The following is a 26625-nucleotide window of genomic DNA, read 5'->3' on the forward strand; positions in this document are numbered from 1 at the left end:
ATGGAAAAACCTAGCAATTTATTTTAACATCTTTTTGCACAAACTGACAATAAGCACACAATTAACTTTCATCGGTTTAAATGGGTTAAATTGAATGAAATATCGGCTCACCTGCCAGTTGTAACGCCGACTGATATAACAGCTCCCATGCAGGTTGCTGAGTTAAGCCTTTCACCGCTTGATCACAGCGATACGCCAAATCCGTCCATTCAGCAAAGTTCTGTTCATGGTGCAAATGCCGATTTAACGCATTTTGGTACAGACCTTGTTTGCTCTGCCAAATGCCTAATTCTGCAAAACTTTGTCCACTCGCCAATGCTTGCAGGGTTCGCATATCTTTGGTAATCACCCATAACACAAGCGTTTCAGGCTCTTGGGCATGTTTTAAATGCTGTAAAATTTCTACCACTTTTGCCACGTCTCCTGCCAACATCGCATCAGACAAATCAAAAGTGGTAAAATGCGACTGACTCACCAAGCCGTCTTGCAACGCAACTTCATCCACCATTGTAAAATCTTGCTGTAAAGTTGGGTTATATAAATAAGATAATCGCCACAAGGTTTGATACGCACTTAACAAGTTATGTTCGGTATGGCTCATCAACTGTTGCCATGCGTTTGGGGTAAGTTTAATACCAAATTTTTGGGCTTGACTGTGTAGCACGTCATGGCGTTGGCGTTCTTGATACAGTTGACAATCTACCACCATGCCACATTGTTCACATAATTGAAAAAACACGCTTTTTTGACTTTTTTTGTCAAATTTATCCATTAAAATAATTAAACAATTTGCACCGTCTTCCCCTTGTTCTACATCGGCTTTTGTGGTTTCGCAAAAAACGTTTAACTCGTTTAAAATTTCTTTATCAGGTTTATAGTTGCCTTGAGCAATCACCACTTTTTTATCATCAAACAACGATAAACTATTAAGCTCTGCTAAAATATCTTGCCAAGATTTTGCACTGGTAATATCCATGCGTTGAATGCTCATATTCGCCTGTTGCCAATACGGTTGCCACGCTTCAATCAGCCATTGTGGTAATAACGGCTCATCACCGTGCAACAGCCATAGCCCTGTAACAGGGGTTTTGGCGTGTTGGGCTTGCTGATAGACTTGCAAAAAGGTTTGGTGCATAGATTAGAATAGCTAAAAACAGATTTAAAAAAACAACGTTATTCAGCAGCCACTTTTGGCAAAGTCAATGCCATATATTGGTCGGCAATCCGCTCGGCAAGGGCATCATACAGCCAATTTTGGATTTGTTCCGCTTGTGGATTGTCGGTGTTAACGCTGGCTTGATCGTATTGATAACTGCGTTGTACTTGAATGGTGTTGGTTTGGCTAACGATTTTACCATTTTGCAACGTGTTATAGGTAACATCCGCCGACATCACCATGCGAATTTCGGTCAAAATTCCCCGTAATTGAAAATTTTGTAAACGGATATTTTGCACTTGGATACTCGGTTGACTGCTATTAGCTGACACAGGCGTGACGGTATTGGTTTTAACCGACAACAGGCTAAATTTATCATTTAACGCATTTTTAACCGACACATCGGCTAAGCTATTGCCAAAAATCAGCGATGTGGTCGGAATAAAGACCGACATCGGCGACGCATAACCACGCAAATGAAAGCCACAAGCCGTTAAGTGTACCGCCAAAACTGCCATGACACAGCCACGCAAAAGAGCCTGTGTTGCCCTCTGTATTGAACACTGTCGTCGCATATCGCACCCATTTTTATTAAACAAATAAAGAGATAAAATATTTTATAAAGCTTTCCGTTCACCCTGAGTTGGGGCGAAGTGTCGTAAAACCACTTCGCTATGCTACGTCTTGAGAAACAATGCTTCTCACACCAAGAACAGGTTAACAATACTAAAAAGATTGATTACATAAAAGCATTAATACCCTGCCGTAATCCAAACCCAAGCCAATACAACAGATTAGCAATCACGAGCATGGTAACCACAGTTGCCACATTTCGCACACTCGCAGGCTGGCTCGGTGCTGGGGTATTTTCACTATCGGTGCTGGTAGTCAAATTGGCTATCGCTTGATCTTCTAGCTTAATATATGCCAAACGCAACCCCACATGAGCAATGACAAACACGACAATCACCGCCCAATGCACGAGCAACGCCCCTACGACAAAATTTAACAACAAAGCAAGGTTGCTTAGCATATTAATGGTTTTACCTTTTGGGGTTTGGCTGACATCAGGACGATTTTGGAGCATTGGGTTCATGATTTTAACCTTTTTTAGCTTTTAGCGTTTACACTTCAGTAATTGCCAAAATATCTTTAAACAATTGTTTTTGTTCTGCACTTGGCGTTGCCGTTTGGATAGACATCAACTGCCCCATATCGCCGTCCACACGGATTTTACCTTCCATAAAGGCTTGCATGGCATGGTTCATATCACGTTCCAAAAACACTTTTCGCAAGGTTTCATCATCAAGGCTTAAGGTGGTTAATGCCCCATCTTTTGTGCCTTGGTGAATTGTACCGTCACAAAATGACGCACTTACATTGCCGTCCGCACCTGTGACATTTAGGTTAATTGACAAATTTTTAATCGCAGGTGGCAAGCTTAAATCGCCTGCTTTAGTGGTTAAGTCGTTAACTTGGTTAAACCAATCTTGGGTTAAAAATTTTGCCATAATATATTTCCTTTTAAAAATAGTTAGGTTTGTTTAAAAAAACACGTTTTGTTTAATGAGGTAATTTTGCAAAATTTAAAGATAGTTGTTAAATTTTATCAACAACTTTTAACAAAATTAATGCACCCATTCGCCACTTTTTAGCTCAAGCTGTTTATCAGCAAGACTCGCAAGCTGTCTATCATGCGTTACCATTAGTAAAGCAGTGTTAAAATCTTTTTGTAGTTCTGTTAAAATTTCAAACACCGCTTGGGCATTGGCATAATCCAAATTACCTGTCGGCTCGTCCGCCAAAATCAAGGACGGTTTGGTTACCAACGCCCGTGCAATCGCCACTCGCTGACGTTCACCGCCTGATAGTTCGCTCGGACGGTGTTCCAACCGATGCGATAAACCAACTTTATTTAACAAATCAATCGCAGCGGCACGAGCCTGAGCAATCGGCACATCATCTCGCATTAGCAACGGCACGGCAACATTTTCAATTGCGCTAAATTCCGCCAATAAATGGTGAAATTGATAAATAAAACCCAAATGCTGATTACGCAGTTGCCCACGCTTAGTTTCGTTTAGCGTGTTAATGAGTTGCCCTTGTAGCCACACTTCGCCTGTGGTCGGTACGTCCAATCCACCCAAAATATGCAACAACGTGCTTTTGCCTGAGCCACTCGTACCGACGATCGCAATTTTTTCCCCTGTGTTCACCGAAATATCCAAACCGTTTAACACGGTGGTGGTGTTTTTGCCGTCTTGGTAAACCTTTGTGATGTGGTTAGCTTGTAAAATATTTGTCATATCAATCAATTATACATTAAATCTAAAATGCATCACATCGCCATCTTGCACGATATAAGTTTTGCCTTCTAGACGATTTTTACCTGCGGAACTTGCCCCTTTTTCACCACCATATTCTATAAAATCATCAAAAGCGATGACTTCTGCACGGATAAAACCACGCTCAAAATCGGTGTGAATAACGCCAGCTGCTTGCGGAGCAGTCGCCCCAACTGGCACTGTCCACGCGCGCACTTCTTTCACGCCTGCGGTAAAATAAGTCTGCATATTCAGTAGTTCATAACCTGCACGAATCACACGGTCAAGCCCCGCTTCTGTCATACCCATACCTTCCAAAAATTCAGCTTTTTCATCATCGTCAAGTTGGGCGATTTCTGCTTCAATTTGATTGCAAAGTGGCACAACAATGGCATTATCATTTTTGGCAAATTCCCGCACTTGCTCAAGATAGGGATTATTTTCAAACCCATCTTCGGCAACGTTGGCGATGTACATCACAGGTTTTAGCGTAATCAGTCCATAGCTTTTAATGAGTTTTTTCTCATCGTCATCAAGATTTGCCATACGAGCGGGCTTACCATCCGCCAAAAACGGCTCAATTTTGTTAAACACATCAAGCATTGCTTTAGCATCTTTATCGCCACCTTTGGCTTTTTTGCCAACGTTGATAATGGCACGGCTCACCGCCTCTAAATCTGCCAAGGCAAGCTCCGTATTAATCGTTTCAATGTCGCTTAACGGATTAACACGGCCGTCCACATGAATGACGTTGTCATCATCAAAACAACGTACCACGTGGGCGACAGCATCTGTTTCACGAATATTGGCAAGAAACTGGTTGCCCATGCCTTCGCCTTTTGATGCACCTGCCACAAGCCCTGCAATATCCACAAATTCCATGGTGGTTGGCAACACACGTTCAGGTTTGACAATTTCAGCAAGTTGCTTTAAGCGTGGGTCTGGCACAGGGACAATGCCTGTGTTTGGGTCTTTGGTACAAAACGGAAAATTTTCGGCGGCGATGCCTGCTTTGGTTAATGCATTAAAAAGGGTGGATTTGCCTACGTTTGGCAAACCTACGATACCACAGTTAAAGCCCATAAAGTGTGTCCTTTGAAAAAATGAAAAATAAATGGCATTTATTATAGCAAATTCTGTCATTGTTATCATCAAACAATTTTAAAAAGTTAGCAAAATAGTGAATAACGCTGATAATCATCTCAAATCTAAGGAGATTTGTATCAATATTTTTGTCAATCTATTTACTGATTTTGTCCTTAAAAAGCAGTTGGATAAAAAAGTGGTTGATTACTTAAAAATTCATCAACTGTAACCCCATAAAAATGCTATAATAACCTATTTTTATCATAAAATTTTAGGAAAAACTGTGACAAATTCTCCTTTTTTAAAACATCAGCCTAGAAAGCGTTTTGGGCAAAATTTTTTACACGACAGAGCTATCATCAGCCAAATCATTGACACTATCCATTGTCAAAAAGATGACATTATGCTAGAAATTGGACCGGGCATGGGGGCAATTACCGAACCATTGTTGGCTCAAGTGGATAAATTGACCGTAGTAGAACTGGATACCGACCTGGCGGACAGCTTACGCATTCGGATTGGGGCAAATAGCAATGACGGTTTGAAGATTGTCAAAGCCAACGCCATGGACGTGGATTATCGCCAATTATTTACCCAGATTGACAATCCTTGTGGCAAAAAAATGCGGATTGTCGGTAATTTACCTTACAATATTTCCACGCCATTACTGTTTCATCTGTTGACTTTCGCCGATGTGATACAAGATATGCACTTTATGCTACAAAAAGAAGTGGTGGATAGGATTACTGCCGAAGTCAATAGCAAAGAATATGGGCGTTTGTCGGTGATGATGCAGTATTTTTGTGAAACCGATTATTTGCTGACCGTGCCAAATGGGGCATTTAATCCACCGCCAAAAGTCACCAGTGCGGTATTCCGTTTAACGCCTTATCAACAAAAGCCGATTGTTGCCAATAATGAAAAATTGTTTGCTCTCGTGGTGCGAGAGGCCTTTAATCACCGACGTAAAACGTTGCGTGCGATTTTCAAAAAACACGCTTTATTACCACCAATTAGCGAACAAAATTTGATAGACTGGCAAATGAATCCTACCGCACGCCCAGAAACGTTAAGCGTGGCAGATTTCGTCAAATTGAGCAATGGTATCGCCAATTTAACCTAAAGCGACACCATTATTTATTAATTTTTTAATAAACATTAAAATGATATTTAACCTCATGGTGAAATTGGCACAAACGTTAGACCTGCTGTTTCATCTAAGCCAAACATGATATTCATATTTTGCACCGCTTGCCCTGATGCCCCTTTTACAAGATTGTCTTGCACCACCAAAATCGTTGCAATTGGACTATCGGTAAATGTTTGCACCGCAATACGTAAATGATTACTGCCACGCACACCGCGAGTATCAGGGTATTGACCGCTCGGCAACACGTCCACAAAATATGCGTTTTGATAAAAATCAGTGTATAATTGTTGCAAATCACTCGCTTGCCCAACATCGGTCAAACGCAAATGAATAGTGCTAAACATTCCCCGTATCATCGGCACTAAGTGAGGTACAAAACGGATATAGTGCTGTTGTACTTGGTTGTTTTTATTGATTAATTTATCAATCCCTTGCTCAATTTCGGGTAAATGCCGATGCCCTGCCACACCATAAGCAGAAAAACTATCCGCTGTTTCACTAAAAATTAAATTTAGCTTGCCTTGACGACCTGCCCCTGAAATACCCGATTTGGCATCAATCACGATATAAGGGTCAATCATTGGCTGATTGGTCAAATTTTGTTGGCTAATGATGGGGGCTAAACCTAAAATTGCCGTGGTTGGATAACAACCTGGATTGCCAATAATATTCGCGGTTTTAATCTGTTCACGGTTAATCTCTGGCAAGCCGTACACCGCTTGTTGTAGCAAATTTGGACAAGTATGGGGAAGCCGATACCATTTTTCAAATTCTACCAAATTTTGCAAACGAAAATCGGATGCTAAGTCAATGATTTTCACGCCTTTTTCGATTAAATATTTAGCGTGTTGCATGGCGACACCGTGTGGCGTGGCAAAAAATACCACATCGCATTCTACCAATTTTTGTTCATCTAAATCACTAAATGCCAAATCGCCCACCACACCACGCAAACTTGGAAAAAATTCGTCCACTCGCTTGCCAGCTTCGGTGCGAGACGTTAAATATTGAATATCAGCATATGGGTGTTGACTAAGCAAACGGATAAGCTCAACACCTGTGTAGCCTGTTCCGCCAACGATAGCGACTTTAATTTTTTTCATGTTTTTCCTTTTTAAACTGAAACCTAAAGCTGAAACTCATGCACCGCATCAATAAAAGCCTTGGCGTGCTCAGGATTAACCCATTGCTGAATGCCATGTCCAAGGTTTGCCACATAGCCCGTTTTTTCACCCACGCTGTAAGCATCATTTAACATCAAATGTGTGTGTTTGCGAATGTTTTCAGGGCTTGCGTACAAAGTCGCAGGGTCAAGATTACCTTGTAGTGCAATCGGTTTTGATGATGCAAGGGCGATTTTGCGAGCGTCTGCCAACGATATCGTCCAATCCAAACCCAGCATATCAGCCCCATTTTGCACTTGCGTGTCTAACCACAGACCGCCACCCTTGGTAAACACCACCACTGGTACGTCGGGGTATTTGGCTTTGACACCTTGCACGACTTTTTGGTTATATTGATGCGAAAACGCCACAAATTCACGGTGTGCCAACGCCCCACCCCAACTGTCAAACACTTGTACTAACTGGGCTCCTGCATCAATTTGGGCAACCAAATAATCAATCACCGCATCAGTAAGTTTATTAAGCAACACATGCAACGTCTCAGGCTCGCTGTACATCATGCCTTTGATATGACGAAATTCTTTGGAACTACCACCTTCCACCATGTAAGTCGCTAACGTCCAGGCACTGCCCGAAAAACCAAACAAAGGGGCAATCCCATTTAACGCATAGCGAATACTGGTTACCGCTTTCATCACATAATCCAGGTCGGTCGCCATATTCACTGTTGGCAAGGCTTCTACATCGGCACGACTACGTACGGTTTTTTTGAATTTTGGACCTTCGCCTGTTTCAAAATATAAGCCCAATCCCAACGCATCAGGCACGGTCAAAATATCACTAAACAAAATCGCACAATCCAAATCAAATCGGCGAAATGGCTGTAACGTAACTTCGGTCGCCTTGTCAACGTCTTTGCACAAACTCAGAAAATCCCCCGCTTCACTGCGGGTTTGCTTGTACTCTGGCAAATATCGCCCCGCTTGTCGCATCATCCACACAGGTGTGGTGTCCACTTTTTCAAAGCGAATGGCTTTTAGCAAACGGTCATTTTTTAGGGTTGGGAAATTTTGGGTTGACGTTGACATGGTGCTTTCCTATAAAATTTTTGGTAAAAGTTTTTGTTAATTTTAAAAATTAATCTATTTTAACATATTTGCAATCAATTAAGTTAAATAATCAAGTGAATTTATTATGTGTTATTACTCAGATTTTACCGCAAAAATACCACGAATTTTGCTAGGATATATGCTATCATAGTTAGCTTGATTTTTAAAACATGGCAACAATTATGCAACAATCCACCGCCAAACCGATTTACCCCATTCATAAATCCCTAAGCATCAGCTATATCACATGGTTAATTTTTCGCAGTTTTGGCATCGCACTTCTCTTATATTTTGGTTTGGCAGAAAAACCCACATCACTTGTCGCCATTATGTTTTGGCAAACGATTTGGCTCGTACCTGCCCTATGTTGTACACAATTTATCATCAAAGGCAAAAGCCCCTACGCCCTACTTTTTGTCAGTATTTTGCTGTTAGTTTATGCAGGAGCAAGCGGTTTTATGGTGTTTTTACACGGTTTTGCAGGGTTTTGGTGGGGAATGTTGGCTTGGCTGATTGATTTTTGCTTGATTATGTTGGCAAACATTTTTTTATTTATTTTATTAAAACGTTTGCCAAAAATGAACCGATAAGTTAACCAATCTAAATAATTAAACCGCCAAATCCACCCAAACAGGGGCATGGTCGGACGGCTTTTCCATGCCACGCAATTCATAGCTGACCCCTGATGCTTTCACGCTTGGTAAAAGATCTGACGAACATAAAATATGGTCAATGCGTAAGCCCCGTTTTGGTGTATCGTCAAAACCTTTGGAACGATAATCAAACCAACTCAACGCATCGCCGTCTGCATGCAAATGCCGATAGGTGTCGTGCAAATCGGTATTGAGTAAAGTTTTGTACCATTCACGTTCTTCGGGTAAAAACGAGCAAGTGCCTTGCGATAACCAGCGTTTGGCATTTTTTTCACCAATGCCCACATCGTTGTCTTGTGGGGCAATATTCATATCGCCCATAACGATAAGTTGGCGATTTTCATCCTTTAATGCCAAAATATAATCAGTTAAACGCTGATAAAAATATTGTTTCATCGGAAATTTGGTCGGATGCGAACGGTTTTCACCTTGCGGAAAATAGCCATTTAACACATCAATTTGGGTCCCATTAAAATCATAACGAGCGTGGATTAGGCGTTTTTGCTCATCGTCACTCGCACCGATAAAACCTTTTTGTACAAAAATCGGGGTAGTTTTTGACAATAACGCCACGCCGTAATGCGATTTTTGCCCAAAAAATTCCACATGATAACCAAGTTTTTCCACATCAGCAAGCGGAAAGGCATCATCATGCACTTTGGTTTCTTGTAATCCGATAATATCAGGGGCGATAACGTCGGTGAGGGCTTCTAATTGGTGTTGTCTGGCACGAATACCGTTAATATTAAAGCTGACAAAACGTGACATAATTTACTCTGTTTTTACAAAAAATTTGGCGAAATGATAGCATTTTTTTGGCAAAATACCAAATAAAAACCCCATAATCAAAAAAATATAGTACAATAAAACCCACCATTAGCCAAAGGAGAACTCAATGACAAACTACGATAGCCACAATATTTTTGCCAAAATCATCCGTGGTGAAATCCCTTGCCATAAAGTATATGAAGATGACAAAACCCTTGCATTTATGGACATCATGCCGATGGCGATAGGTCATGTGTTGGTCATTCCAAAATGCGAAGCGGTAGAACTTAGCACCATGCCAAGCGAGTATTTGACTGCCGTTTTTAGTACCGCCCAAAAAGTCATGCAAGCCCAACGTATCGCCCTAAATACCCAAGGCATCGTACAAATGCAACTCAATCACCCAGAGGCAGGGCAAACGGTTTTTCATTACCATGTACATCTAATCCCCACCCATATCAAAGCATTGGGCGAACACGAAACAGGGAAAGCAGACCATGAAAAATTGGCACGATTAGCGAGTACAATCGCTCAAAATATTGCCAATTAATTGGTAAAACTTGCTAAATTAATATGACTAAATCAGTTTTTGCAGGCAGGTAATAAATTACTGGTTTGACAAATTGGCAAAAACCCTACATCACTTAAGATATCTTGGGCTTTTGCCGATTGTAAATAGTCAACAAAACGTTGACTGGGTTCAGAAGGACGCAAGACAATGCCGTCTTGGTAAATCGCAGGATAGCTATGTTCAGGTAAAATCGCATAGCTATGTTGTTGTTGCACGGTTTTTAGGCTTAAGGCGTGCGTATCGTCAAGCACTTGCCCAAGGCTGGCAATACCAAAATCCGCTTCGCCTTTATCCACCATACCAAGCGTTTCTTCAAAATTATCCACTTCTATTAAGTATGGCTCAACATTCTGATACAGATTTTGGTTAATCAGCCATTCTTTGGTCGCCATGCCGTATGCCAAGGTTTCCATATTACCCACCGCAATGCTAAATGGTTTATTTTCCAACACCAAATCATCAAACATCACCGTCGGATTGCTATTCATATCATATTTTTTGCTATACACCACCAGTTGCCCCCGTGTGTAAGTGAACGGTTGTCCATATTTACGCTCATTCGGTTTACTAGCTGTTTGTCTGGATAATTCATACGGATATTTTTGATTACCCGCCAAAAAAATATCATAACGGTCGTTATTTTGCACAATTTCGTTAAAAATATTTACCGTTATGTCAAATTTATAGGTAATATTTACATCAGGATTATTTTTCTGAAATTCATTGACAATCACAGGCAACGCCAGTTTTAAATTTGGCGTTACTGCAAGGTGCAGATGATAGCTTGGTTTCGGCGGTGCAAGTTGGCTTGCGACTTGGGGCTGGCTTTTTGGGGTTGATTGGTTTTCTTCAGGGGCAATCGGATTAGGTTGGCACGCGGTTAACAACGCCCCACCTAACAATCCACAGCACATCTTTAAAGAAAAACGATACATCATAACCAATCAAAATTTGTTAAAAAATAATTGTAAAATAAAATTTAATTTTGCAAAGACATAAAAAGACCAAGCCCACATTTTAATTTTTCTAACAAGCTTTCAAATTTAATTGTCAAAAAAATCAATAAATGCAACCACTTAGCCATAAATCTAGCAAATATGATAATACGAATAACCAAAAAAGTTTGTAGCAAAGTGTAAATAATTGGTTATGTTTTTATTAACAAAATACCACCAAACCGCCCATCAATCCATGAATATTTATGCTAAAATGTGCCTTTAATCCTTTATCAATCAAACAAAAAACAATGATGAACGAACTGACTTTAAACCCAAATCTACAAGATTTATTAGAAAGATTTTTAAGCCAATCTTTACCAAAACCGATAGAGCTTGACCCAACAGTATTGGCATATCGTTGGCAATCTAACAACCATACAAGTGGCGGAGAGCTGTTGCCGTTAACGGTGGATTTGCGGTTGGGCTTAGATGATTTAATCGGCATTGACACACAAAAAGCCAAAATCGTACAAAATACTCGGCAATATTTGGCAAATTTACCTGCCAATCATGTGTTGATGACAGGCACGCGTGGAGCGGGCAAATCATCACTAATTCGGGCATTGTTAACGACATTTAAAGATGACGGTTTACGCATTATTGAAGTGGCTCGTGATGATTTGGTGATGCTTGACAGTATCCGCCAAGCGGTGCGAGTGTTGCAGGAACGTTTGCCAAATCATGGGTGTCATTATGTGATCTATTGCGATGATTTGGCATTTAATGGGCAAGATGAGAATTATCGTACGCTCAAAAGTGCGCTTGACGGGGCATTAGACAGCGAGCAGGACAAGCTATTGGTATATGCCACGAGCAATCGCCGACATTTGTTGCCCCAGTTGATGAAAGATAATGTGAGTATTTATAATGGGCAAACCGATGAAGTCAATCCATATGAAACGATTGATGAAACGGTATCGTTGTCCGACCGTTTTGGCTTATGGGTGGCTTTTTATCCGATGTCACAGCCGATTTATTTGCAAATTTGTGAACATTATTTGACAAAGGCAAATTTGGCGTTTGATGATGATGCTAAAGCAACGGCCCTGCGTTTTGCAAGCGAGCGTGGTGGACGGTCGGGACGGGTGGCGTATCAGTTTAGTCGGCATTTTATTGGCTTAAAAGGTTTGGGAAATATTAAGAATAAATTATGATAACATTGAATATATCTAAAACAGGTCAAATGGATTTACCGCCAACGATTTTACAATCTTTGGGGGTAAAACACGGCGGTGAAGTTGACCTTGTAGAATTAAATCAAGGGGTTATGTTATTGCCAAAAAAAGTAGCATTATTTAACACTCAAAAACAAGATTTAATTGAACAACAAATCAATGAAGCATTTGGCATGGTAAAAGTTAATATACCAAAAGGCTTTAACCTACTTGATATTGATATCGCAGATTATGTACCACTTTTTGATGAAGATGAATAGGAAATTATAATGAATACCTTGGATACTAATATTTTAGCCCGCTTTTTTATTGAGGATAATAATGATAAAGAAGCCCAAAAACAGCCATTAATTGCAAAAAAATTACTCATACAACCAAGCTACATTGCTTTAACAGTTATCATGGAATTTTTTTGGATAATAAAAAAAGTTTATCAATTACCAAAAGAAGATATTATTACGATTTTAACCACGCTTCATAATTTACGCACAGTTACATTTGAAAGCCCTGAAATAGTTTATTTGCCAATTCGTTTATATGCCCAAGGTATGGATTTTGCCGATACAATTCATCTGTTAAAAACCCAACAATGCGATAATTTTTATACATTTGATAAAAATCTTATTAAAAAATCTGCATTATTATCACCGCATTTAACTGCCAAAGAACCTGCATAAAAAGAAAATCCAAAATGTACACACCGCAAGACCAACTCACCGAACTTGTCCGCCGACTTGAAGAAAAAAACCACATCTTCACCGCTGACCCGCTACTCATCACCGAAAAACTACAAAAAGAACCGAGCGACCCACGCACCAAACTTTCCCACCGAGCCAACCGCATTGACAGTAACGGCAAACTTGCTAAGCGCTTAGCCATACTCGCCAATCGCATGAATAGCGTGATTTGGTCGTTAACCTTGGTGTGGTTATTGGTTGGTTTTGTCGGTTTATTCGGCATTATGCAAAACCAAACCATCAACTTTTTTTATGTGTTAGCCAGTATTTTGGGTATCAATAGCGTGATGTTAGTCGTTTGGTTACTTTGGCTAATGTTCGCCCCACAGGACAAAACACCGTTATTTAGCAACTTTTTGCAACCCAAAACCCTAATGCGAAACGCCGATATCATCAGCCTAACCAGCGTTGAACTCTATCAAGACCAACTCAACCGCACAGGCAAAAAATGGTTTTTTGGACGATTAACACACCAATTTTGGTTAGCGAGTTTAATGGGAATGCTATTGGCGTTAGTAGCATTATTTTTGGTAAAAAATTATAATTTTGTTTGGCAATCCACGCTATTAAGCCAATATCAAGTTGCCAATATCGTAAACATCATGGCTTATTTGCCAAATCTTGTCGGCTTTCCCATTCCCACCGAACAAGACATTTTGCAAACCACCGCCAATCCTACTACTGCCTATCGTTGGGCGATGTTTTTAATCGGTTGCGTGTTGATGTATGGGATTTTGCCCCGTTTGGCATTATGGCTATTGTGTTTGACAATGTTCAAATCCAAACGCTTAAAATTAGACCTTAATAATCCTTATTACCAAAAAATTGTTCAGTTTTGGCAACGACAAATCATTGACCCTGACAACAGTCCCACCGAGCAAAAACCTGTCGCTCCGCCTGCCGAAATCAGCCAAGCCAAAAAACTCGTGGCGTTGATGGAATATCCTTATAATGATGAGTTTTGGTATCAATTTGCAGTTGGAGATAATTTAACCGACAGTGCCAATAATGCCAACCATTTAGAAAATTTTGGCGTGCTAGATGACCGTGATGATATGGCAAAACTAAACAACTATCTACAAAACCATCACGTCCAAGTGCTTATCGGTATCCCACCACAATCCCTGCCTGACCGTGGTACGATGCGAAAACTTGACCAAATCGCAAGCCTTGCCAAAGGTGGTTTAGTTGTACAACTATTAGATTTTAAACAAGATTTTTTACCAAATCCAAGCGAACTCGCTCAATTAAAACAGCGTAAAGAGCAATGGGAAACCGCTCTCGCCGAGCGACAAATTCCGCTTATTCGTTAACAAAAAACGATAAAATTTTAGAAAAATACAAGAAAAACTATGCAAAGTTATGACCAAGTTACCAATTTTATCCATGCAAAAATCGCTAAATTAACGTTAAACCAACAGCTTTATTTTGTTAAAAATCTAATTTATCAATTTAGCAAAAATTTAGCAAATAACTGGCTTGATAGTGAACTTGACAGCGAAAAAGCACACTACCAAACGATTTTTAATCAAATTAATGACAATCTTTGGCAAACTGATGTGATTGATGACGCCTTAGCAAAACTTGACGATATTATGTGGGCAATGGGTGAAAACTATCCGCATACTACCAGCGATGAGATTTTGCTTATCATGGAGATGTTGGATTATTGGTTGGCATTAAGCAAGCTTGAGCAAAAAGACGATAATAGCAATCAGCTAACTTTTTCCACAAGCCTTTGTTTATTAACCCATTTTGATGAAAAAGCCGAAGCACGACTCGGCGAAACAACTACTTATGAAGACTGGTTAGCCTATCCAGAAACCGAACAAAGTTTTAATATTATTAAAGTAGCGTTGGCGAAAACAGCTGAGTAAATGATAAAAAAGTTGGGTTTGTCGCCCAACTTTTTTTAAGTTCGTTTAAACTATCATTAATGATTAATTAACAGTTTTTGCATGATGCTCACGTTGTAACTTTTTGGCAGTTTGGTAGCATTTGTCAATATGCTCATCAGCAATTTTCTTAAACATAAAATAGCCAATCGTACCTGCCACAATCTGACCGCCAAAGGGGACGAATTTTGTTACTTGCTTGGCGATGATACGACTCCCAAAACCTTGGAAAGTCTTTTTCGCAATACTACGTGTTGCTACTAAGCCTGCAAATTCCACCGCACGGTCTTTATACTGCTCAAAGTTTGAGCTTGTGGTTGATTGTTCAGATTTTTCTTCCAATCCAAAGCGTGCTGAAATTTCTGGTAACAGTTTTGTTAAAAGCCCTGCGTCCACCGCGACATCCAACATTGGGACAGGAATAATCGCCACGCCTGCTGAGATTTTAGCTTGTTTTTTAACCAACTCTTCGCATTCTACTCTGACTTTTTCAAGATTTAAATTTGGGTCAATGCTTTTTGGCAACTGTTCTACGTTTGACATAGGATTTTCCTGTAAATTTAATGGTAAAATAAACAATGATTGATAAATAATCAAAAAATTTAACAATATTTTAACGTGTTTTTGGCAACTTGTATAAGTATTTTTTGCAAAAACGGGTAATTTTTTGTAGCTTTTTTGGTAATTTTTAAGATTTTTTTTACAAAATTGTGAAATTTTACCAAAATTTAGCTGACTTTAACTGACTTTTGGCAATTCCGACATCGTCCAACGTGGCAGACAACTCACTGCCAAATCATCACTTTGCCCTGCGTTCAGCCGTTGCCAGCCTGCAAACGCAATCATCGCCCCATTGTCGGTACACAAGGCGGGCGGTGCGTAATGCACGGTTGCACCGATTTTTGCCAATTGGGTTGCCAAAATTTGGCGTAATTCAAGATTGGCACTCACACCCCCCGCAATGACAAGCCGTTTAAAACCCGTTTGTTGCAAAGCTTTCACGCATTTTTTAGCAAGCGTATCCACCACTGCAAACTGAAAACTAGACGCAATATCAGCTCGTGTTTGGGCGTGGTCAGGGTTATCAATGTCGGTCGGATTATCTTTAATCAAGTTATGCACGGCGGTTTTCATGCCACTAAAGGAAAAATCCAAACCTTTGCCGAGCATTGGGCGGGGCAAATCAAAGGCGTGTGGATTACCATTTTCGGCAAGGTTGGCAACGTTAGGTCCACCCGGATAAGCAAGACCTAACATTTTTGCGGTTTTGTCAAAACATTCACCCACCGCATCATCAATACTTTCTCCCAAAATCTCATATCGTCCAATACCTTGCACTGCCACCAATAAGGTATGCCCGCCAGACACCAATAAGCCAACAAACGGAAATTCAGGAGCGTCACGACCAAGCAAGGGTGCAAGTAAATGCCCTTCCATGTGATGCACGCCAATCGCAGGAATATCCAAGGCAAAGGCGAGCGAGCGACCAAATAACGCCCCTGTCATCAATGCCCCAACCAAGCCCGGCCCCTTGGTAAAGGCCACCGCATCAATGTCAGTTTTTTGCAATTGACATTCGCTAAGCAACTGATTTAACAAGGGAATAAGTTTGCGAATATGATCTCGGCTTGCCAATTCTGGGACAACACCACCATAAGTGGCGTGCAGTTCAGTTTGGCTGTATAGCACTTGTCCGATTAAACCTTGATTGTCGCTGTGGCGTTGTTCACTGTCAAAAATCGCCAAACCTGTTTCATCACAAGAAGTTTCTAAGCCCAATACTTTCATATTTTTCCTAAGCGTGTTGTTATTTATTGTTTAATATCGGTTAAATTTTCATCCATTGTGTGCGGATTGATTGACGGTGTTTTGATGCCGTCATTGATAACGCTCACATCAATGCTCAATCCCTCGGCAAATGGGTCGCTAAAAGTGTATTTACCTTGACTTGGCTCAACGTTTGGCGTGGTATGTACGATAAAAACTGGGTTTTTATCGGTGGTTATTTCGTGCGACACATAATCTTCGCCTAATTGGTCAAGTAATTTTGACAAAAGTTCATTGCTCGCCATCCCAACTGTCATTTGATGTCTTGCAGATTGTAGGTCTAATTGATAGGATTTTGCATAAATTTTGACAGGTTCACTATCTAATTTAAACGGATAATTAAATTTTTCTTCAGTCACGGACACAACATCATTGGCTAATAATTGCCAATCAACTTTTCGTGGCGTTTGGGTAGTTTGTACGGTTTGTGGTGATGAAGAAATGGCTTCAGCAGGGCTCGCTATATTTGTGCTAACGGATTGAGATTGCTCATTTTTTTGGCAAGCAGATAATGTCATTATTGATAAGCTAATAAGCCAAATCATTGGTTGTTTTTTTAACATAAAAGCCCCAAGTCTTTCAAGTGAATTATTGTGATTAAAGCTTATTTTCGCTAATTTCTTTTTTATAAATGTAGCGTTCAAACATAAACGGCATAAATGGAATGACGGATGCCACTAATCCTAGTAAAAATACCACAAGCGACCATTTTTGACGCTGACAAACGATGAGCAAAATCACCATAAAAGCCATAAACAAAATACCGTGCGTCATACCAGCATAGCGTACCAGATAGCTGTAGTCGTAGTTAGTGTAGCGGATATACATCGCCATACCTAGTAAAATAAAGGATAGTCCTTCTAAAAAGCTGATAATGCGTAGGTGAGTCGGGGTCATTGTTTTGCCTTATAAATTATTTAACACTTGATAAATCTCTTTTGCCACCGCATAAGCCAAATTGACAGGCACGGCATTGCCAATCATTTTATAACCGTCATTAAGATTGTCATAGACAAATTCAAAATCATCATCAAAGCCTTGAATTCTAGCACATTCTCGCACCGACAACCGCCGATATGGGCTGTGCTTATCAAATGCAAATACATTTTCGCCAATTTTGGTCATTTTTGGGGCATTGGGATGTTGTGGGGCTTGGCGTCCGCTGGCTTGAATGGTAAAAGACGGCTCATTCCACGCACGCACACGATTACGGCTCATATAAATAGGCGAATAACCACCAACAAAATATTCGTGATTGGCAATGATACAATTATCGCCATTGGTTTTGTTATTGATTAAAGCAGGTATTGCATTGTCTTTTAAATCAAAAATCACATCTTGCAAAACAAATTTATGGTCTAGTGGCAAAGGAAATTTAAAATCATCAACCATTAAATCTTTTCTAAAACCGACATAAAACACTCTCTTGCGATTTTGAGCCACGCCGTAATCATAAGCATCAAGCATTTTTATAAAAACATCATAACCTGCATTTTCAAAACACGCCATAATATTTTGCACCGCTTGATTATGGCGTTTGGCAAGCATTCCAGAGACATTTTCTGCCACAAAAAATTTGGGTTGTTTGGATTTTAGAACACGGATATAATCAAAAAATAATTGCCCCCGTTCATCGTCAATGCCACGAAGCGAACCTGCCTCACTCCAACTTTGACAAGGTGGCCCACCGATAATGCCATCACAATCAGGAAAATCATCGGCACTAAATTTGCGAATATCGCCTTTTAATAATGGGTTTTGATGGTTTTTTTCATAAGTTGCCCAAATGGATTTGTCGTATTCGTTGGCAATCACAATATCAAATCCTGCCTTTTGAAAACCCAAATCCATTCCCCCTGCCCCTGCAAACAAACTAATGACATTCATTCATTCTCTCCAATAAAGAACTGGATAAGTTTGGCAGGCTTTAATCTTGCAGGATTATTCGGATTTTTTATTTTAATATTTAAAATCTGAATATTTTGATTATTTTTAGCCACCTCAATCAATTCATTTTTATTATTCAATGATTGCCATTTTTCATCATTGATAATTGCGATAAGATTAAACAAATAACTAAAATCTCTTTGATATATATAAGAAAAAACCTTAAAAGGATTTTCAATGTGCCACATTCCACGCACTCGCAAATTGGTAATGCCCAGTGGGTCTATTTTTTTAATTTTGCCAAGCTCTTTGGTTGGAGTAAATTCTACACCTTCAATGGTTTCTACGCCTGTTTTAATTCTGTTTTTAATGGTTTCATAAATCGCATTATCTGCACAATAATCATCGCCATAGACAAAAATTAAATCGGTCAATTTATTTTTATTCACCACGCCCACAGCATACAACATATCTTTGGCTATCCAATTTTCGGACAATTTACAAGCGGTTGTCAGCATTGGATTGTCGACAAATAATTTGTTTTTGGGATAACTAGAATTTAATGCCAAATCCGAATTTTTACTTTCTATTTTTTTAACTTCTATGGCGTCGCCCCCTTTTAGCATCATATCAGGCGGATTGCTAGAATTTCCCAAATAAGAAAAATGCTTTGATATTTGAATGTTTCTGTCATTTTCATCCAAATCAAAACCGTCAATAAATAAATCTTGCACATAGCGTTCTAAGGCATCGCCCACATTATTGATGCGATTTTTACCCAAATAGCTATTTTGCAAATCAATCACTGGGTTTTGGATTAAATGGATAATGGCGTTGATGATATTATTACCCATTCACCCACCCCTGCCCATTGTACACCAAGGCAAACTTAGTCGCTTTGCCGTCTTTTTCTGAGCCGATGTATTGCTCGCTATTTTTGCGAGACCAGCGTACAATGGTCGGATTGCCGTCTGTATCAGCCTCTGGGGCTTGTAGCAAATAATGAAATTTGGGGTCAAGCTCCCCTTGCACGGTTTTTAATTCACTCACCTTGGGCGGGCGAGTTTCTCGCACTTTGGGGAATTTGCTTGCCGCCAAAAACAGTCCTGCCGCTCCTTCACGCAAAATATAATAATCGTCAAATTTTTGTGAGCGTAAACTTGGCATATGAATGGGGGTCATTCTAGGCGGTGCAGGTTGTCCATTTTTGAGTACTTTTCTGGTGTTGTCGCACTGGTTGCAAGCAAAATACGCCCCAAATCTGCCTGTTTTTAGAGTCATTTGTCCGTCGCATTTGTCGCAATCAATGTGGGGAGCGTCATCTTTGGCGGTCTCAAACACGCCTTTTTCTAATACATAGCCATCGCAATCTGGATTATTGCCACAAATGTGCAATTTTAATCCGCCGTCCACAATGTAGCCGTCCATCGCTGTGTGGCATTTAGGGCAACGCTTTTTTTCTAATAAGGCTTGTACTTCAAAAGTCTCATCGTCTGCCGTTTGGCTGGCAAAGGCTTCTACTGGCATCAGATTTTTGGTACCTTTACAGCGTTCTTTTGGGGGCAAACTGTACCCTGTACAGCCCAAAAACACCCCTGTTCCGCCTGTGCGAATTTGCATTGGGCGAGCACACAAATCGCAATGCACATCTGGCACATTGGTGGGGTCATTGGGTCGCATTGTGCTTTTGGCATTATTTAGTTTTTCTTTAAAATCTTTATAAAAGTTGTCCAGCACTTTTTTGTAATTTTGTTCGCCATTTGCCACATCGTCCAGTTTATCTTCAAGGCTTGCGGTAAAACTATAATCCATCAAATCAGGAAAACTTTGGGTCAAGCGGTCGGTAACAATGTCGCCCATTTTTTCGGCAAACAGCCGTTTGTTTTCGGTTTTGACATAGCCACGCTCTTGAATGGTGGAGATGATAGACGCATAGGTGGACGGCCGCCCGATGCCCTGTTTTTCAAGCTCTTTGACAAGACTGGCTTCGGTGTAGCGAGCAGGCGGTTTGGTAAAATGCTGGCTTGGGATAATTTCATTGACCGTTAAGACATCGCCCACTTTGACATCAGGCAAAAGCACATCGTCAGTTTTGGCAGGGGGATTGACCCGAGTGTAGCCGTCAAACACCATCACACGCCCTTTTGCTTTGAGTTGTACCGTGCCAGACTTGACGCTAAGCGTTGCCGATTGGTATTTGGCAGGGGTCATTTGACACGCCACAAACTGCTTATAAATCAAGTCGTACAAGCGTTTGGCGTCTTGCTCCATATCGTTTAGGCGATTGGCTGTCAAATTGACATCGCTTGGGCGTATCGCTTCGTGGGCTTCTTGGGCGTTTTGTTTGTTGCCATAAACATTGGGCGTTTTGGGCAGATATTTTTCGCCAAAGTTGTCCAAAATATAGCCACGCACGCTATCCACCGCATCTTTACTCAAAAAAGTAGAATCGGTACGCATATAAGTGATGTACCCTGCTTCATACAGACGCTGGGCAAGCATCATGGTTTTTTTGACATTAAAGCCAAGCCGAGTGCTGGCTGATTGTTGTAGCGTAGAAGTAATAAAAGGAGCAGATGGCTTAGATTGGGTGGGTTTTTGTTCAATGTCCGCCACGATAAAGGGATTATTGTTTAGAATTTTTACAATATCAAGGGCTTGTGTTTCGTTTGCCAATATCAAGTCTTTGTCATTATTTTTGACCGCTTCTAGGTAAATGGGGTGCGTATCTTGGGTATGCTTGTCTTGGGTATGCGTGTCAGCGTGAATTTGCCAAAATTCGGTTGGCACAAAGGCACGGATTTCATGCTCACGCTCCACCACAAGGCGAGTTGCCACGCTTTGCACACGCCCTGCCGACAAACCCCTTGCTACTTTCGCCCACAAAAGCGGTGAAACCATAAAGCCTACGACACGGTCAAGAAAACGGCGTGCTTGCTGGGCGTTTACCCTGTCCATATTCAAATCGGACGGATTGTCAAAGGCGTCTTTGATGGCGTTTTTGGTGATTTCATTGAACACCACACGGCGGTATTTGTCGTCTTTGCCACCGATGACCTCACGCAAATGCCACGCAATCGCCTCGCCTTCACGGTCAAGGTCGGTCGCCAAATAAATGACATCGGCGTCTTTGGCAAGTGCTTTTAACTCTTTGATAACTTTGGTTTTATTAGGCAAAATTTCATACACCGCTTGCCAGTCGTGTTCTGGGTCCACGCCCATTCTTCTCACTAAGGCTAGTTGGGCTTTTTGTTCACGAGACAGTTTTTCGCCATCAGCTTGGGTGGATTTTTTGGATTTGTCCGCACCGCCTGCTGTTTGTGAAGAGACTGGCAAATCACGAATATGCCCCACGCTAGACCGCACGATATAATCATTGCCTAGATATTTATTGATGGTTTTGGCTTTGGCAGGGGATTCTACGATGACAAGGGCTTTTGCCTTACCAGTTTTAGCAGTGTTTTCCGTTGTTTTTCCAGTGTTTTTTTTGGTTGCTTTTGCAGTTTGTTTTGTGGTTTTTGTTGCAGGTGTTTTTGCCATAAGTTACTCAAAAAAGGTTAAATGAATTTGATTAAATTTTGCTATTTTGCACCAAATCGGCTAGATTTTGCAATGTGTTTTTTAATAAAATTAGGTCTTTTTCGGTATTTTCAAGGATTGCAGGATTGCCCATATTGCCATTTTCATACCAATAGACACAGATAAAATTCGCCTTGCAACTTAAACCCTGAACAGTGGGCGTGATATTTTCGCCAAAATCTACCACTTTCTTATCAAGAGCAAAATTGGCTGCAAAATTATCTGTCATTGGTCGCCATTCACCATCAATAATTTGAAAATCACAAGGTGGCAATGTGCCGTCTTCCAAAATCAACCCATATTGAGCTATCATGCCTTTACCACGCTCACCCGTTTTGCCTGTCAGCCAAGCAGGGCAAGCCACCAACTTTGGCATCAAGCCAACTTTACGTGCCGTCATGCGTAAGTTGTCAAGGCGGGTCTCTTTGGCGGACGGCTTTAAGCCCATAATCCCACCTACAATAAATAAAATCGTACCAATGATAATCCAAGTTGCCATAATCTTACCAATTTTATGTTAAGCAATGCGATTGCGATAAAATGGCGGTTATCATAATCATTTTATTTTTTAATGTAAAGTAAAAGTAATGATAAAAATTTTTGATAATACAAAAGTTTAACAAAACCCCATAAAAAAACGCACCGACTTGATGCGTTTTTATGACATTAATTAATGATTTTATTAAGTAAATATATGTAATTCGTACAAAATACTTTTATAAAAATAAAATATTAGGCAGGGATACGCAATACTTGACCGACATAAATTTTGTCAGGGTGACTCAACAATGGCTGATTGGCTTCAAAGATTTTGTTGTAGTCATTGGCATTGCCATACATTTCTTTGGCAATTTTTGACAAGGTGTCACCTGATTTTACCGTGTACATACGAGATTCTGGCTCTGGTACTACCACGCTGATGTTGTCAACGACTGTGGCAACATGTTGCACATTACCTGCTGCCAAGATTGCTTTTTCACGTTCTGCTTGGTTGCTTGCTGTGCCTGATACATTCACGGTATCGGTGTCACCATTGTAGTTAACACTCAAGCCATCAATCTTGGCATTGGCTTGGATACGAGCCAATAGCAAGTTAGCGATTTCTTGAGCTGATGGTTCAACAGGTGCAGTCGGTGCAACTGGGGCTAGGGTAGAAGCAGGGGTTTCTTCTTTTTTGTCACGGTTAAATATTTTGTCACCAATATCTTTAGCAAAACTAAAAATTCCCATATATTTTCTCACTTTTATTTCGATTGGCATAATTTATCACAGTTGTTAAAACTTAAAACTTTGTTCTGATAAAATTTTAACAACCAGCTTGGTAAGTTGACATCAGTATAGCAAAATCTTTGGAAAAATTACGTTAAAATCTGTTAATTTTTGCAATCATATTGTCAAGGCACAATTGAAAAGAAGATAAAGGTGGCAAACATCACCAAATGCATTACGCCTTGCAAAAAGGTACTTTTACCCGTACTAAGGGTATTCATGAGTAACAACAGTGTTACCATAAGCATCATGTCATCTTTTGGCGAAAGCCCTAAAATTAGCTCGCTCCCTGTCATCACCCCATAGATTGCAATCACAGGAATAGTGAGTGAAATACTCGCTAATGCTGAACCAAGTGCTAAATTTAGGCTGTTCTGCAGTTGGTTGTTAAACGACGCTTTCACCGCTGCAATAGACTCAGGCAATAATACCAAACTAGCAATAATAATCCCTAACATCACCTTTGGCAAACCCCACATGACAAGCGTGCTTTCAATAAGTGGCGATAACATTTTTGCTAAACCAACCACCGTTACCAAGCCAATTAACAACAAAACCCCACTACTGGCAACCGTTAAGAGATTATCGCTATGATGGCTTTGGGTTTCGGTTTCAGTGACAAAATAATTACGGTGCCGAATGGTTTGGGTAAAAATAAACGCCCCGTACATCACCAAACAACAAATCGCCACAAAAATTAGCTGGGAATTTAGCATACTACCACCACCTAAGGACGTGGTGAAATTGGGCAACATAAAGACCATTAATGCCAAAATTAACAATACGCTAACGGCTTTTTTAACGCCTTCTAATTCAAAGTCTTGAATATAATTGCGTAAGCCCCCTGTTAGCAAACACAACCCCACAATCGCATTACATACCACCATCACCGCCGAATACACCGTGTCTCGTGCCAATACCGCTCTATCTTCTGGCGAACTGCTATTCATCAGCACCACGATTAAGGCGACTTCAATAATCGTTACCGCTACCGCCAATACCAATGTCCCAAACGGCTCACCCACCTTATGGGCAATTACTTCGGCATGATATACCGCTGAAAAAACCGCCCCAATCAGCCCAAACCCTGTCAAGGCTTCTACCACCATACCTGTTGGGTGGACTGCTAAATGCCCTGCAAGCAACAGTAATGCCAACAATGGGGCGACCACCGTCCATACAGGCAAATTAAGATTAAACTTTTGTTTAAGAAAAATTGTTTTTTCCATAAACACCCCTTTATATTACAAAATTTTTTCAAAATGATGTTTGTATTTGTGAAAAAGCAATAATAGCATAAAAATATCTAAAAACGCAATATTTTTTTATATTATTAATAATAATGAAATTATTTTTCATAAAAAAAGCTTTTTCTCCAATAAATTATCGTAAACAAGCTTATCGTGCCTAACGCCATACTCACAAAAAAATGCGTGGTATAACCCCAAATATCCACCGAATAACCACTGGCAAAATGTAGTGAGCCACTCACTACGGTGAGCAAACACATCTGAAAAGTATAATCACTACCCGCCTGCTCGTGGCGTGCGTAGTGCATGATGGTTGTCATCATCGCAATCAACGCTAACGCTGAACAAAAATGCTCTAACGCATTCACCGCATATACCCACCCAAAACTGTGTAATCGCTGATGCTCAAAACCATAAAACACCACACCATATAGCCCTGTTGTTAAGGCTTGTAAGGTACTAAATACGATTAACGCCACAAAACGGCTGATTTTTTTGAGAAACAAAGTCGCCACCCATGCCCCAAATAACGATGCCCCTGACCCTAAAATCGTTGCCCAAAACCCAATTTTCTCCAAACCAATGCCCAAATCTACCATCATCGGCTTTACCATACCACTTGATAAGCCGTCTGCTAATTTAAAACTGAGTAAAACTGCTAACCAAGCGAGCATTTCAGGCGTTTGCCAAAAATATTGGTAATGTTTTTTGATATAAGTAAGCGTCTTTTGGGAAAAATTATCGGATTTTTGTGGGTTATCTTTTTTGACTAGATGTGCTCTGACAAATGTTGGTTCTTGATAAAAAATAATCGGTAAGGTATTGACAAAAATTAACATCGCCATTGCCAAAAAGCTATACCGCCAACCCAAATTTTCTAACGACATTAGCAACACGCCACCCCCCAAAATCAAACCCAGCCGATAGCCAATCACTTGAATGGCGTTGCCTTGGCTTTGTTGGTGTTGATTTTGTTGTTGAAAGTGTTTAGAATTACCACCAGTATTATTACTTAGGCTATTTTGAGAAAAATATGATTTTAACAAACGAGTTGCCAAACCGTCCGTAGCAATATCGTGGGTCGCCCCTATCATGCTTAAACAAAACAACAAGACGTACAAACGAAAGACCGATGTAGATTGCGATAATTGATTGGGGTCAAATAGCCCAATAACGATTAATACACCGCAAGAAAACAGTTGCAATGGTAAAATCCATGTACGAGAACGCCCCATACGCTCGTTATAATGGCTATCTACCACAGTCGCCCACAAAAATTTTATTGCCCACGGTGCCAAAATCAAACCCGACCAACCAATCGCTACCAAAGATACCTGATATTGGCGTAAAATGGCAGGCAAGGCTTGGGTGATAAAACCTGCAGGCAAGCCTTGTGCTAGATATAACGTGAGTAATAAAGCAAGACTTTTGGAATGACTGGCGGAAAGTTTCATTTAAAAATATCCGTTTCGCTTAACCGCCAACGCCCTTTTTTCTTACTACGAGATAAAGCCGTCGCACTGTTTTTGTTTAAATTATTTAATATTTTATTTAAGCTATGGTGGTGATAGGCATGACAAATCGCACACGCCAAACCATCCGCCGCATCCGCTTGGGGACATACCGACAGATTAAGTAACCGCATCACCATTGCTTGCACTTGCTCTTTATCCGCCGCCCCGTAGCCACACACCGCCTGCTTAATCTGACGTGCGGTATATTCCGCTACTTCTAAATCTTTGGCAACCAATGCCGTAATCGCCGCCCCACGAGCCTGCCCCAGTTTTAACGCTGAGTCGGGGTTTGTCGCCATAAATACCTGCTCAATCGCTGTTGTTATCGGCTCATCGGTATATTTTTGATAATGCTCCACAATCCGAGTTACCCCCTGAAAAATCCGCTTTAACCGCTCTGGCATGGTTTCGCTCTCATAATTCAACTGCGTGTGTATTGTCCCTGCATCCAAAAACGCTAACTTATCCCCCACATGGCGAATAATGCCATAGCCAGTCATACGAGAACCTGGGTCAATCCCAATAAAAATTGTCATAAAGCAACCATTTTTTT

General features: G+C 40.5%; 30 protein-coding genes. 8 read left to right on the forward strand and 22 right to left on the reverse strand.

Features of this window, described 5'->3' with window-relative positions; translation table 11 throughout:
* Positions 1-85 precede the first annotated feature (85 nt).
* From holA to ychF, 6 genes are all read right to left on the reverse strand, one after another.
* Positions 86-1135, reverse strand: a complete 1050-nt coding sequence (gene holA, locus A3G3_RS0101555; protein WP_019518787.1) for a DNA polymerase III subunit delta — start codon at positions 1133-1135, stop codon at positions 86-88.
* A gap of 38 nt (positions 1136-1173) precedes the next feature.
* Positions 1174-1731: an LPS-assembly lipoprotein LptE gene (locus A3G3_RS0101560; protein ID WP_040631063.1), complete on the reverse strand. Its 558-nt coding sequence runs from the start codon at positions 1729-1731 to the stop codon at positions 1174-1176.
* A gap of 164 nt (positions 1732-1895) precedes the next feature.
* A complete protein-coding gene (locus A3G3_RS0101565) occupies positions 1896-2252 on the reverse strand; it encodes a hypothetical protein (protein ID WP_019518789.1) in 357 nt (118 codons plus the stop codon).
* Between the two features lie 28 nt (positions 2253-2280).
* Complete coding sequence (locus A3G3_RS0101570; protein WP_019518790.1) at positions 2281-2667, reverse strand: SCP2 sterol-binding domain-containing protein; 387 nt, start codon at positions 2665-2667, stop codon at positions 2281-2283.
* A 117-nt stretch (positions 2668-2784) separates the two neighbouring features.
* Entirely contained in the window at positions 2785-3462 is a 678-nt protein-coding gene (gene lolD / locus A3G3_RS0101575; RefSeq protein ID WP_026212782.1) for a lipoprotein-releasing ABC transporter ATP-binding protein LolD, read from the reverse strand.
* Between the two features lie 9 nt (positions 3463-3471).
* Positions 3472-4563, reverse strand: a complete 1092-nt coding sequence (gene ychF, locus A3G3_RS0101580; RefSeq protein WP_019518792.1) for a redox-regulated ATPase YchF — start codon at positions 4561-4563, stop codon at positions 3472-3474.
* Positions 4564-4849: 286 nt separating this feature from the next.
* Here ychF and rsmA point away from each other — a divergent pair, with 286 nt between their 5' ends.
* Positions 4850-5689, forward strand: coding sequence for a 16S rRNA (adenine(1518)-N(6)/adenine(1519)-N(6))-dimethyltransferase RsmA (rsmA, locus tag A3G3_RS0101590; RefSeq protein WP_019518794.1), 840 nt, complete (start codon positions 4850-4852; stop codon positions 5687-5689).
* A gap of 53 nt (positions 5690-5742) precedes the next feature.
* On the opposite strand, the gene argC is transcribed toward rsmA, so the two are convergent.
* Positions 5743-6819, reverse strand: coding sequence for an N-acetyl-gamma-glutamyl-phosphate reductase (argC, locus tag A3G3_RS0101595; protein ID WP_019518795.1), 1077 nt, complete (start codon positions 6817-6819; stop codon positions 5743-5745).
* 23 nt (positions 6820-6842) lie between these two features.
* The gene (gene hemE / locus A3G3_RS0101600) at positions 6843-7928 is read right to left on the reverse strand and encodes a uroporphyrinogen decarboxylase (RefSeq protein ID WP_019518796.1); all 1086 of its coding nucleotides are present in this window, start codon (positions 7926-7928) and stop codon (positions 6843-6845) included.
* A gap of 203 nt (positions 7929-8131) precedes the next feature.
* Between hemE and A3G3_RS0101605 the strand changes: the two genes are divergently transcribed.
* Positions 8132-8539, forward strand: a complete 408-nt coding sequence (locus tag A3G3_RS0101605; protein ID WP_019518797.1) for a hypothetical protein — start codon at positions 8132-8134, stop codon at positions 8537-8539.
* An 18-nt stretch (positions 8540-8557) separates the two neighbouring features.
* Here the strand turns inward: A3G3_RS0101605 and xthA are convergent, their stop codons facing one another.
* Positions 8558-9370 carry an exodeoxyribonuclease III gene (xthA, locus tag A3G3_RS0101610; protein WP_019518798.1) on the reverse strand — a complete coding sequence of 271 codons (813 nt, stop codon included), beginning with the start codon at positions 9368-9370 and terminating at the stop codon, positions 8558-8560.
* Between the two features lie 127 nt (positions 9371-9497).
* On the opposite strand from xthA, the gene A3G3_RS0101620 reads away from it, so the two are divergent.
* On the forward strand, positions 9498-9920 hold the full coding sequence (locus tag A3G3_RS0101620; RefSeq protein WP_019518800.1) for an HIT domain-containing protein: 423 nt from the start codon (positions 9498-9500) through the stop codon (positions 9918-9920).
* 32 nt (positions 9921-9952) lie between these two features.
* On the opposite strand, the gene modA is transcribed toward A3G3_RS0101620, so the two are convergent.
* Entirely contained in the window at positions 9953-10879 is a 927-nt protein-coding gene (gene modA, locus A3G3_RS0101625) for a molybdate ABC transporter substrate-binding protein (protein WP_228702694.1), read from the reverse strand.
* Between the two features lie 320 nt (positions 10880-11199).
* Here modA and A3G3_RS12925 point away from each other — a divergent pair, with 320 nt between their 5' ends.
* Genes A3G3_RS12925 through A3G3_RS0101655 form a run of 5 tightly spaced genes read left to right on the forward strand, consistent with a single transcriptional unit; the run spans position 11200 to position 14728 of the window.
* The gene (locus A3G3_RS12925; protein WP_051076908.1) at positions 11200-12093 is read left to right on the forward strand and encodes an ATP-binding protein; all 894 of its coding nucleotides are present in this window, start codon (positions 11200-11202) and stop codon (positions 12091-12093) included.
* Entirely contained in the window at positions 12090-12374 is a 285-nt protein-coding gene (locus tag A3G3_RS0101640; RefSeq protein WP_019518804.1) for an AbrB/MazE/SpoVT family DNA-binding domain-containing protein, read from the forward strand. Before A3G3_RS12925 ends, A3G3_RS0101640 begins: the two co-directional genes overlap by 4 nt.
* 9 nt (positions 12375-12383) lie before the next feature.
* Positions 12384-12791 (forward strand): type II toxin-antitoxin system VapC family toxin, encoded by a 408-nt coding sequence (locus A3G3_RS0101645; protein WP_019518805.1) that lies wholly within the window; start codon positions 12384-12386, stop codon positions 12789-12791.
* A 14-nt stretch (positions 12792-12805) separates the two neighbouring features.
* Positions 12806-14164 carry a DUF2868 domain-containing protein gene (locus A3G3_RS0101650; protein ID WP_019518806.1) on the forward strand — a complete coding sequence of 453 codons (1359 nt, stop codon included), beginning with the start codon at positions 12806-12808 and terminating at the stop codon, positions 14162-14164.
* Positions 14165-14203: 39 nt separating this feature from the next.
* Positions 14204-14728 carry a hypothetical protein gene (locus A3G3_RS0101655; protein ID WP_019518807.1) on the forward strand — a complete coding sequence of 175 codons (525 nt, stop codon included), beginning with the start codon at positions 14204-14206 and terminating at the stop codon, positions 14726-14728.
* Positions 14729-14791: 63 nt separating this feature from the next.
* On the opposite strand, the gene A3G3_RS0101660 is transcribed toward A3G3_RS0101655, so the two are convergent.
* From A3G3_RS0101660 to ruvC, 12 genes are all read right to left on the reverse strand, one after another.
* Complete coding sequence (locus A3G3_RS0101660) at positions 14792-15289, reverse strand: hypothetical protein (protein ID WP_019518808.1); 498 nt, start codon at positions 15287-15289, stop codon at positions 14792-14794.
* Between the two features lie 195 nt (positions 15290-15484).
* Positions 15485-16534, reverse strand: a complete 1050-nt coding sequence (tsaD, locus tag A3G3_RS0101670; RefSeq protein ID WP_019518810.1) for a tRNA (adenosine(37)-N6)-threonylcarbamoyltransferase complex transferase subunit TsaD — start codon at positions 16532-16534, stop codon at positions 15485-15487.
* 23 nt (positions 16535-16557) lie between these two features.
* Positions 16558-17136 carry a hypothetical protein gene (locus A3G3_RS0101675; RefSeq protein WP_019518811.1) on the reverse strand — a complete coding sequence of 193 codons (579 nt, stop codon included), beginning with the start codon at positions 17134-17136 and terminating at the stop codon, positions 16558-16560.
* Between the two features lie 34 nt (positions 17137-17170).
* Positions 17171-17470: a DUF3817 domain-containing protein gene (locus tag A3G3_RS0101680; RefSeq protein ID WP_019518812.1), complete on the reverse strand. Its 300-nt coding sequence runs from the start codon at positions 17468-17470 to the stop codon at positions 17171-17173.
* 9 nt (positions 17471-17479) lie between these two features.
* Positions 17480-18460, reverse strand: a complete 981-nt coding sequence (locus A3G3_RS0101685) for a DNA cytosine methyltransferase (RefSeq protein WP_019518813.1) — start codon at positions 18458-18460, stop codon at positions 17480-17482.
* On the reverse strand, positions 18457-19314 hold the full coding sequence (locus tag A3G3_RS0101690; protein WP_019518814.1) for an NgoPII family restriction endonuclease: 858 nt from the start codon (positions 19312-19314) through the stop codon (positions 18457-18459). Before A3G3_RS0101690 ends, A3G3_RS0101685 begins: the two co-directional genes overlap by 4 nt.
* Positions 19307-22000 (reverse strand): type I DNA topoisomerase, encoded by a 2694-nt coding sequence (gene topA, locus A3G3_RS0101695; RefSeq protein ID WP_019518815.1) that lies wholly within the window; start codon positions 21998-22000, stop codon positions 19307-19309. Before topA ends, A3G3_RS0101690 begins: the two co-directional genes overlap by 8 nt.
* Before the next feature lie 31 nt (positions 22001-22031).
* The gene (locus A3G3_RS0101700; RefSeq protein WP_019518816.1) at positions 22032-22538 is read right to left on the reverse strand and encodes a hypothetical protein; all 507 of its coding nucleotides are present in this window, start codon (positions 22536-22538) and stop codon (positions 22032-22034) included.
* Between the two features lie 233 nt (positions 22539-22771).
* Positions 22772-23269 (reverse strand): peptidoglycan-binding protein LysM, encoded by a 498-nt coding sequence (gene lysM, locus A3G3_RS0101705; RefSeq protein ID WP_019518817.1) that lies wholly within the window; start codon positions 23267-23269, stop codon positions 22772-22774.
* A 164-nt stretch (positions 23270-23433) separates the two neighbouring features.
* Positions 23434-24537, reverse strand: a complete 1104-nt coding sequence (locus A3G3_RS0101710) for a calcium:proton antiporter (protein WP_019518818.1) — start codon at positions 24535-24537, stop codon at positions 23434-23436.
* Between the two features lie 119 nt (positions 24538-24656).
* Positions 24657-26012, reverse strand: coding sequence for an MFS transporter (locus A3G3_RS0101715; protein ID WP_019518819.1), 1356 nt, complete (start codon positions 26010-26012; stop codon positions 24657-24659).
* Entirely contained in the window at positions 26009-26608 is a 600-nt protein-coding gene (ruvC, locus tag A3G3_RS0101720; RefSeq protein WP_019518820.1) for a crossover junction endodeoxyribonuclease RuvC, read from the reverse strand. Before ruvC ends, A3G3_RS0101715 begins: the two co-directional genes overlap by 4 nt.
* Positions 26609-26625 lie beyond the last annotated feature (17 nt).

The sequence above is a fragment of the Moraxella boevrei DSM 14165 genome (assembly GCF_000379845.1).
Lineage (GTDB): Bacteria > Pseudomonadota > Gammaproteobacteria > Pseudomonadales > Moraxellaceae > Faucicola > Faucicola boevrei.